Source organism: Pseudomonas sp. B21-056, from assembly GCF_026016325.1.
Taxonomy (GTDB): Bacteria; Pseudomonadota; Gammaproteobacteria; order Pseudomonadales; family Pseudomonadaceae; genus Aquipseudomonas.
This window is the reverse complement of the sequence record NZ_CP087203.1, coordinates 3,001,907-3,011,856: the sequence shown is the minus strand read 5'-3', so window position 1 is coordinate 3,011,856 and position 9,950 is coordinate 3,001,907. Positions and strand designations below refer to the sequence as shown.

The following is a 9,950-nucleotide window of genomic DNA, read 5'->3' as shown; positions in this document are numbered from 1 at the left end:
GTCGGGGGTTATGCGTTGGCAGTCCGGCGCGATCAGGTTCGCCGGGACGCTGACCTCATTGCTGTCATTGTTGCCGACAGCCGACGCCAGCGCGGCCAGGCTCGGTTGGCTGAACAGCACGCGCACGTCGGCGCTCAAGCCGACCTGGCGCATGCGCTCGATCAGGCTGACAGCCAGCAGCGAGTGGCCGCCGAGTTCGAAGAAGTGGTCGTGACGACTGACCTGTTGCAGGCCCAGCAGGTCCTGCCAGATCTGCGCCAGGGCGGTTTCGATTTCGCCTCGGGGGGCTTCGTAGCCGCGGGTGATCAGTGCATCGTGTTCCGGAGCCGGCAAGGCCTTGCGGTCGAGCTTGCCGTTGGGGGTCAACGGCATGGCGTCGAGACGCACGTAAGCCACCGGCACCATGTATTCCGGCAGTTGTGCTTGCAGATGATCGCGCAGGGTTTCGATGTCCGCTGTTTCGTTCGCCGGCGTGAAGTAGGCCACCAGGCGCTTGTCGCCCGGTACGTCCTCGCGAGCCAGCACCACGGCTTCCTTAACGTCTGCATGTCGGGCGAGCCGGGTTTCGATCTCGCCCAGTTCGATGCGGAAGCCACGGATCTTCACCTGATCGTCGTTACGGCCCAGGTATTCGATGTTGCCGTCCGGGAGATAGCGGCCCAGGTCGCCGGTCTTGTACATCTGGGCGCTGGGTACGCTGCTGAACGGATCCTTGAGGAAACGCTCGGCCGTCAGGTCATCACGATTGAGATAACCACGGGCGACACCGGCGCCGCCGATGTAGATTTCCCCTGGAACACCCAGCGGTACGGGTTGCTTGTGCTCATTCAGCAGGTAGAACCGGGTATTAGCGACAGGCTTACCGATATGTGCGGCAAAGCCATCTTCCCGGGCCATGGATACCCAGCTGGAATAGGTCGTGGTTTCCGAAGGACCATAGAGATTGCACAGCCGCTTGACCGAGGTCTGTTCGAACAGCGCCTCTACCAGGCTGCGCTTGAGCGCTTCACCGGCTACGTTCACCGTGTCCACACCCTCGCCCAGTCCACCGGCTTCCAGCAACGCCTTGAGCGCCGACGGTACGGTGTTGATCAGGCTGATGTCGTGCTCGCCCTGCTGCAGTTCCAGCACATTAGTGACCACTTCGATGCTGCCGCCGGACGTCAGTGGCGCAAAGCATTCATAAACTGCCAGGTCGAAGTTCAATGACGTGGAGAACAGAGTTTTCGACAACGTCTGGGCATCGAACGACCGATGCGCCCAGGTCAGGAAATTCACCGTATTGCGGTGTTCGATCATCACGCCTTTGGGCAAACCGGTGGAACCGGAGGTGTAGATCACGTAGGCCAGATGCGCAGAAGTCAGCTCAGGGACCTGAGGATTCAGAACGGATTCGTCCTGCCAGAGCCCGCTACCCAAATCAATCACCGGCATCAAAGCACCAACCAACAAGCCGACCGTTGCCGATTGGGCCAGGACCACCGCCGGTGCACTGTCTTCCAGCATGTAGGCAATCCGATCCGCCGGATACGCCGGATCCAGCGGCACGTAACCGCCACCCGCCTTGAGGATCGCCAGCAAACCCACCACCATGTCGAGGCCACGCTCGACACAGATCGCCACCCGCGAATCCGGCCGTACACCCTGCTTGCGCAGGTAATGCGCCAGTCGGTTGGCCTGCTCGTTCAGTTCGCCATAATTCAGGCGCTGCCCACCGTGCAGCACCGCCAGCGCCTCCGGCGTGCGCTGCACCTGTTCCTCGAACAGCCCATGAACGGTCTGCTCCAGAGGGAAATGGGCTGCGGTGTTGTTGAAATCCTGCAACACCTGCCTGCGCTCGTTTTCAGACAGGATTTCCAGATCGTTGATCGCGGATTCCGGCGCACGTTTCAGTGCCTCCACCAGGCTCGCCAGGGCCGTCTGCATGTAGGCGCCGACCTGGCGGGCATCAACCCCGCCGGCCGTCTGCACGCTGAGCAGGAAGCCTTCGCCCTGATCGTCCACCGAGAGCATGCACGGATAGTTGGTCCGCTCCATGACCTCCAGCACCTGGGTACCTGCCCAACGCTCGACACTGTCGCCTTCCTGGAGCGGGCTGTGCCGATAGTTCAGCAACGCACTGAACAGCGGCAGCGAAGCCGGTACGCCGCTGCAACGCTGGGCCAGTGCCAGCGAGGCATGTTCGTGGCCCAACAGGGCCGTCAGGCGCGCGTGGGTCGCCTTGACCCCGGCGCGTACACCCTGCCCACCCACATCGACGCGCAACGGCAAGGTATTGATGAACATGCCCAGGGCGCGGTCCGCGCCCTCGCCACTCTGCATGCGGCCCAGCAACACGGTGCCGAAGACCACGTCCTCACGGCCGGACACGCGTCCCAGTACCCTTGCCCACGCCAAGTGATGCAAGGCAGCCGCGCTCACGCCGAGTTGACGCGCCTGCTGCCGCAGACGTCGGCAAAGATCCGGATCGACGTTGAGCTTGACCTCTTCGACGCCCCGGCCATCCCCCTGGACTTCCCGCAGGCCGAACGGCAGCGTCGGCTCGTCGACATCAGCGAGCATGTCGCGGAAAAAGCGCTCATGCTGCTCACGCGGCACGCCCAGCAGGGTTTGCGCCACGTAATTACGGTAAGGCATGGCCGCTTCCAGGCGGTCGGACTCGCCATTGAGGAACGCCAGCATTTCCTCCTGCATCACGTCCAGGGCGGTATGGTCCAGAGCGATGTGGTGAAACAGCAGAACCGCGACCCAGCGCTGGTGCACACTGTCCCAGGCGCAGGCCAGGCGCATCAGTGGCGCCTTGTCGAGGTCCATCCGGCAACGGCGAGGATCGAACATCCCTTGCAGTTGCGCCACGATATCGCCCCTGGCCGGATCAAGGGCCTGCTCTTCGAGCATCAACCGGCACTGGCGCAGGACCACCTGCAACGGCGCCTCAAGGCCTTCGCGCAGCAACGCGGTCCTGAGGATATCGTGCCGGTCGATCACAGCCTGCAAGGCCGCGACGAAGCCGTCGAGTTGCGCGCGGCTGTCCATGGCGAAGGTGGCTTGCAACAGGTAGGGGTCGCCCTCTTCGGCGGCGATGTGGTGATAGAGAATGCCTTCCTGCAACGGCGCCAGCGGGTAGATGTCCTGGACATTGCCCACACCGCCCGGCACACCGGCGACGATCCGGTCGAGGGTTGCCTGGTCCAGCGTCACCAGCGGCAGCATCGACGGGGTGATCCGTTCGCAACCCGCAATAATGCCATTGGCCGGTACGCTCAGCTCAGCGCGACTGCCCACCGCCGCTGCCAGGGCGGCCAAGGTAGGCTGGCCGAACAGCACCCGCACATCGGCGCTCAGCCCAGCCTTGCGCATCAACTCGATCAGCTTCACTGCCAGCAGCGAATGCCCGCCCAGTTCGAAGAAATGATCGTGCCGCCCCACCTGCCCGACACCGAGCACGTCAGCCCACAACCCCGCCAGCGTGGTTTCCACCTCACCCAGTGGCGCTTCGTACGCGCGGCTGGCGAAGGCGTCCGCTTCCGGGACCGGCAGCGCGCGGCGGTCGAGTTTGCCGTTGGGCGACAAGGGCAGTTTTTCCAGGCGCACGTAGGCCGCCGGAACCATGTAGTCCGGCAGCAGCGCCTGCAAGTGCGCGCGCAGTGCATCGGCCTGCGGCGCTGCGTCCGCCGCTTGGGCGGTGATGTAGGCCACCAGGCGTTTCTCGCCGGGTTGGTCCTCTCGGGCGACGACCGCCGCTTCCTTGACTCCGCCATGCTGGCAGAGCCTGGACTCGATCTCCCCCAGTTCGACACGGAAACCACGGATCTTGATCTGATCGTCGTTGCGCCCCAGGTATTCGATATGACCGTCGGGCAAGTAGCGGCCCAGGTCACCGGTCTTGTACAGGCGCGCCTGCCCATCGGCCGCGAACGGATCGCGAATGAAGCGCTCGGCGGTCAAGTCATCGCGATTCAGGTAGCCCCGGGCGACACAGACCCCGCCGATGTGGATCTCGCCGGCCACGCCGACCGGAACCGGTTGCTGCTGCGCGTCCAGCAGATAGATACGGGTGTTGGCCACCGGCTGCCCGATAGCGGGCAGCGTCGGCCAGGCGGCGACATCGTCCGGCAGCGTCAGGGCGGTGGTGACGTGGGACTCGGTCGGCCCATAGTGGTTGTGCAGGCGGCAGCCTTCCAGACGCTCGAACAAGGCGCGGATCTGTGGCGTGATGCGCAACTGTTCGCCGGCGGTGATGACATCCTTCAAGTCGCAGGTCAGCGGCGTGCCTTCATGCGCGCCGGCGACCGCTTCGGCCAGGGCCTGCAGGGCAATGCACGGCAGGTACAGGCGTTCGATGCGCTGTTGGCAGATATGCTCGAACAGGCGATGGAAATTCAGGCGGATGTCGGCATGGATCAGCGACAGCTCACCGCCAGCACACAGGGTGCTGAAGACTTCCTGGAACGCCACGTCGAAGCCCAGTGCGGCAAACTGCAAGGTCCGTGCAGCGGCCCGCCCCTGCTGCGCGGCCTGGTCGATCTGCCACTGCATCAGGTTGACCAGGGCACGGTGCGCCATCGCCACGCCCTTGGGCTGACCGGTGGAGCCCGAGGTGTAGATGACATACGCCAGGCTGTCGGGGCTCAGGCCGCTCGCCCGTGCATCCGGGTTGGTGGCTGGCTGCCGGCTGATGCCCGCGGCGTCGCGGTCCGCGTCGTCGAGCAGCAACGCAGGGACACCCGAACCCGGGAATCGCTCTTGCAGGCTGCGCTGGGTCAGCAACACCTTCGGCGCGCAGTCCTCGAGCATGTAGACCAGGCGTTCGGCCGGATAAGCCGGATCCAGCGGCACATAGCCGGCGCCGGCCTTGAGAATACCCACCAGCCCCGCCACCATTTCCAGGCTGCGCTCCACGCAGATCGCCACCCGGTCGTCGGCGCGGATACCCAACTCGATCAAGCGATGGGCGATCTGGTTGGACAGCCGGTTCAGCTCGCCGTAGCTCAGGCTCTGCCCCTGATACGTCAGCGCAACGGCCTCGGGCTGAGCTTGCGCATGGCTCTCGAACAGTTGATGGACCAACAACCCCGACGGGTACACCGCATCGAAGGCATTGAAGTCTTGCAGCAATTGCTGACGCTCGCTGGCGGGAACAAAGGCCAGTGTGTGCAGCGGCGCTTCCCCATCCTGGTCGAGGGCATCGGCCATTGCTTCGAGCACAGTGTGCACGTAACCGCAAACCCGCTGCGCCCCGATCCCGGCCACGGCTTGCACGGTGAGCCCGAACGATTCGCCGAGGTCATCCACCGACAGCGACAGCGGGTAGTTGGTCCGTTCTTCGCCGCCTAGAATTTCCGCCCCGGCCCAGATGCGCGCCTGGCCCGCATCCTCACTCGCCTGGGCCGCCACGGCGGTCTGCCGATAGTTCATCAGCGCGCTGAACAGCGGCGCCGGCGCCGCAACGCCGCTGCACCGCTGTGCCAACGACAACGGCGCGTGTTCGTGGCCCAGCAGCGCCGCCAGGCGGCCATGGGTCGCCTGCAACGCGGCCAGCACTCCCTGGTTCCCCGCCTCGACCCGCAACGGCAGGGTGTTGACGAACATGCCCAAGGCATGTCCGGCCTCCTGTCCGCTGTGCAACCGGCCCATCAATACGGTGCCGAACACTACGTCCTGACGGCTGGACAAACGCCCCACCACCTGGCCCCAGGCCAAGTGATGCAAGCTGGCCGTGCTCACTCCCAGGCGCCGGGCCTGGGCACGCAGACGCCGGGCCAGCCCGACTTCCAGCGTCAGCCTGGCCTCTTCGATACCGCTGCCGTCGCCCTGCACATCCTGCAGGCCCAACGGCAGCGTCGGCTCGTCCACGTCACCGAGCATCTCGCTGAAGAACGCCTCATGTTGCTCGGGATGATTGTCCAGGCGGACCTGAGCCACGTAGTTGCGGTAGGGTACCGACACCGGCAGGTCCGCCGCACGACCTTGCAGGTGCGCGTCGATTTCCTTGCCCAGCATGCCGAGGGAGGTCGCGTCATCGATCAGGTGATGGAACAGCAACACCGCCACCCAGTTGCCGCCGGCAGTATCTTCGGCAAAGTGAATACGCATCATCGGCGCCTGGCGCAGATCGAAGCGGGTATGGCGCGGATCGAAACGAACCTGCAACTGGTCGGCGATGTCGCCTTCGACCGGGTCCAGGGCCAACTCTTCGACCTTCAAGCGAGCCTCGCGCCAGACCACCTGCACCGGCTCGCCCAGCCCTTCCCACACCATCGAAGTACGCAGGATATCGTGCCGGGCGATGACCGCCTGCAAGGCCTGCCCGAACGCTTCCAACTGCTGGCGAGTACCGAAGCGCAACAGCGCCTGCAGCAGGTACGGATCGCCCTCGCTGGTCGCCAGATGGTGATAGAGAATGCCTTCCTGCAACGGCACCAGGCCGTAGATGTCCTGCACATTGTCGGTGCCGCCCGGCACCGTTGCGACAATGCGGTCGATTTCGCCCTGGGTCAGGGTCGCCAGGGGCAGCATGTCCGGGGTAATGCGCTCGACATCCCGGGGAATCCGATTCTCCGGCACCACCACGCCGCCACTGGTGCTCGTGGCAGCGGCCAGGGTCTCCAGCGTCGGCTGGCCGAACAGCACGCCCACGTCGGCGTTCAGGTCCAACTGGCGCATGCGTTCGATCAGCTTGACCGCCAGCAGCGAGTGGCCGCCCAGTTCGAAGAAACGGTCGTGACGCCCCACCTGCTCGACGCCAAGCAGCTCGGCCCACAACGCGGCCAGGGTGATTTCCACCTGGCCCACCGGCGCTTCATAGCTGCGTCGGGCAAATGCTTGCGAGTCGGGAGCCGGCAGCGCCTTGCGGTCGAGCTTGCCATTGGTGGTCAGCGGGAAGGCGTCGAGCATCACGAAGGCGCTCGGCACCATGTAGTCCGCCAGCGAGCCCAGCAGCTCGCTGCGCAACTCACCCGCAGACACACAGACGCCGTCTTCGGCAAGCACATAGGCCACTAGCCGCTTGTTCCCCGGCTCGTCTTCCCGGGCGATCACCACGGCCTCGCGCACTTTTGTGCAGGCCGTCAGCCTCGCTTCGATTTCACCCAGTTCGATACGGAAACCGCGGATCTTCACCTGTTCATCGTTACGCCCCAGGTATTGCAGTTCGCCATTGTGCAGCCAACGACCGAGGTCGCCGGTACGGTACATCCGCGCGTTCGCGGCGGTGTCGAACGGATCGGCCAGGAACCGCGTTGCGTTGAGCTCCGGCCGGTTCAGGTAGCCTCGCGCCACACCGGCGCCCCCTACGTACAACTCACCCTCCACGCCCTTGGGCACCGGCTTGCCATACTTGTCCAGCAAGTACAGGCGCAAATCGGGAATCCGCTTGCCGATCGGGCTGACACCGATCAATTGGGCATCGGCCGCTTGCAGCGCACGATAGGTCACATGCACCGTGGTTTCGGTGATGCCATACATGTTCACCAGTTGCGTACCGGCATTGATTTCCCGGGCGTACCACGGCTTGAGGATGCCGGTTTCCAAGGCTTCGCCACCGAAAATCACTTGCCGCAGGTTGTGTTTCAGATCGCTTTCGCCCTGGGCCGCGATCAACTGGCGGAACGCGCTCGGTGTCTGGTTCAACACCGTGACACCGGCCTCGCACACCAGCGCATAGCAGTCCTGCGGCGAACGGCTGACCAGCTGCGGCACCACCAGCAGGCGACCGCCATGGGTCAGCGCACCCCAGATTTCCCAGACCGAGAAGTCGAAGGCGAAGGAATGGAACAGCGCCCAGACATCCTGCGGACCGAAATCGAACCAGCGTTGCGTGGCCGAGAACAGCCGCGCGACGTTGCGGTGCTCGACCATCACCCCTTTGGGCAAGCCGGTCGAGCCCGAGGTGTAGATCACGTAGGCCAGGTGATGGGACGCCAGGGTACCGATATTCGGATCATGCCGTGGCTGCTCGGCAAACCCCGCGGCTTCAGGCTGATCGAGCAGCAGCACCGGGACGGCCGGCGCAGGCACCTGGGCTTGCAGCGCCGCTTGGGTCAGCAACGCCACCGGCGAGCTGTCCTCGAGCATGAAGGCCAGGCGGTCCTGGGGATAGGCCGGATCAAGCGGCACATAGCCGGCACCGGACTTCAGGATACCCAGCAGGCCAACGATCATGTCCAGGCCGCGTTCGACGCAGATGGCTACCCGGTCATCCGGGAACACACCCAGGGCCAGCAGCCGATGGGCGACCTGGTTCGCCCGGGTGTTCAGTTCGCCGTAGGTCAGGGTCTGGCCTTCATGGACCACCGCCACCGCGCTCGGCTGCGCGGCGGCCCGCGCTTCGAACAGGCCATGGATCGTGCGGTCGTGCTCATACCGCCGCGCATCACTCGCGTTCCAGGCCTGGAGCAAACGGGCTTCAGCCGGTGTCGGCAGGACAAAGTCCCGGATCGGCAGCGTATCGTCACCCAGGGCCTGCTCCAGTACGTGGACGAAGCGCTCGGCCATCGACTCGATTTCATCGGCTTGCAGGAACGCCTGGTTGTAGATCCAGTGCACCCAGGCATTTTTCTCGTTGGGGTTGGTCCGGAAATGGATCGCCAGGGGCATCTGTTCCTGGCCGTTGGAACTCTTCACCGAATAGGCCGTGGCGTCGCCGAACCGGTATAGATAATTCTCTTCTTCGTAGGAAAACGACACATCGAACAGCTGGGCACGGTTGTCACGCCGCAGCTCCAGGGAGCGATGGATGTCGCTTAAAGGAAACCGCTGGTAGCGATAGTCCTGCTTGAGCGCGCGCGCCACCTCTTGGATCAGCTCACCGAACGGCAGGTCATCGGCGAACCGCAAGCGCATGGCACTGACCTGGGTGAACAACCCTACGGTTTGCTTGAAGGTCGGATTGGAACGATTGAGGATCGGCAGGCCCACCACCAACTCGTCGCGCTGGGTCGTGCGGACAAAGTACACGTACAACGTCGCCAGCAGCACCGGAAAACGCGAGACCTGATGGGTCAGTGCCAGGGCGTCGATCCGCTCGTTCAGCGTCTGTGGGAACGGCGTCATGGCATGGGCGCTGGGCACCACGGGCTCGACGTAGCGATCACGGTAACGGGCGGTGAACAACGGATCCGGCACATCCCGGTATTTGTCCAGCCAGTAGGCCTGGTCGCGCTGGAAACGGTCCGAGTCGTGGTAACGGGCATCATCCTCGATGAACCCGGCATAGGACGGTGCCGACAGGTCGGGTTCGCGGTTTTCCTCCAGCGCGTTGTACAGGTCACTGAGAGAAGCGAGCATCAGGTTGATGCCCCAGCCGTCCTGGATAATGTGATGCAGGTTGACGACGAAATAGAACGAAGCGTCATTGAGCTTGACCAGGTAGAAGCGGAACAGCGGCCCCTTATCGAGCTCAAATGCCACTTCCAGCCCCTGTTGTACCCAGGTCTGGGCCGCAGTCTGCGGTTCGGGGCGATTGGAGAAATCGATCAACGGGACCCGCACCTCCAGCGACTCGACCAGGGTCTGCATGGGCACGCCGTCGCCACCGACGTCGCAGTGCAGGACCGTGCGCAAGGCATCGTGCTTACGGACCAACAGTTCGACTGCCTGCTGGATACGTTCAGGGTCGACGGCACCCTGGATATGAAGGTAGCCACCCATGGTGTACAAGGGCGAATCGCCCTTGGTCATCTGGTCCAGCCAGATATCCCGCTGGGACGCCGTCAGCGGATAGGTTGCCGCAAGCTCCAGGGACTGGTTCATACCCGGCCCCCCGTCACGTGTGCACCGACAAGCACTGGATTTCGGCTGGCCGAACGGCCCATTGCAACAACATCACCCACAGCAAAGAAAAATGTCATACGTTCCTTCTCAGATATTTGTCAGTGCTGCCCGCGACAAACGCAACAGGGCACGCCTGGAGTTGATGATGCAGATCCGCGCAGACAGCCGGTGCCACC

2 pseudogenes are annotated in these 9,950 nt (G+C 64.0%); both read right to left on the bottom strand.

Annotated features, from left to right (window positions below):
* Positions 1–129: 129 nt before the first annotated feature.
* A pseudogene (locus tag LOY67_RS28495) lies at positions 130–3,171 on the bottom strand (non-ribosomal peptide synthetase); the annotation flags it as partial.
* 120 nt (positions 3,172–3,291) lie between these two features.
* Positions 3,292–9,753, bottom strand: a pseudogene (locus tag LOY67_RS28490) (amino acid adenylation domain-containing protein); the annotation flags it as partial.
* Positions 9,754–9,950 lie beyond the last annotated feature (197 nt).